Genomic DNA, 459 nt, shown 5'->3' on the forward strand with positions numbered 1-459 from the left:
GCTCCAGACCGTCCAACAACAGTGCGGCCTCCGGACCGCGCACTGTTTCCGGACGAAACTAGTCAACAGACCGTCCGAAAACGGTGCCCGACGGTGCCCGACGTGGGACGACGTGCCCGATGTGAAACGTCGCAGCTCGACACGGCCCGCCCGGCGAGAAGAACCTCAGGCCCGCCGCGCCCGCGCCGAACCTACGCGCACCCGGCGCAGCGCGTGCAGGCCGCCCGCGCGCTCGGCGTGGCGGCAAGCCCGCCGGCCGCCGTCTCGCGCAGCGTGGCCGGCAGCGCGCGGCCCACCTCGGCCATCGCGCGGACCACCTCGTCAAACGGCACGAGCGACCTCACACCGGAGAGGGCGAGCTGGGCCGCGGAGAAGGCGGCCGCCACGCCGATGGCGTTTCTCGCCTGGCAGGGCACCTCCACGAGGCCGCCCACCGGGTCACACACGAGCCCCAGCAGG

Annotated in this window: 1 protein-coding gene; it reads right to left on the bottom strand. The window is 73.6% G+C overall.

Annotated features, from left to right (window positions below; genetic code table 11):
* Positions 1-191 precede the first annotated feature (191 nt).
* Positions 192-459: L-serine ammonia-lyase, iron-sulfur-dependent, subunit alpha (locus H6A28_RS14900; RefSeq protein WP_204481083.1), on the bottom strand; the 268-nt coding region annotated here is incomplete at its 5' end.

The organism is Bacteroides mediterraneensis (assembly GCF_016900355.1).
GTDB lineage: Bacteria > Bacteroidota > Bacteroidia > Bacteroidales > Bacteroidaceae > Phocaeicola.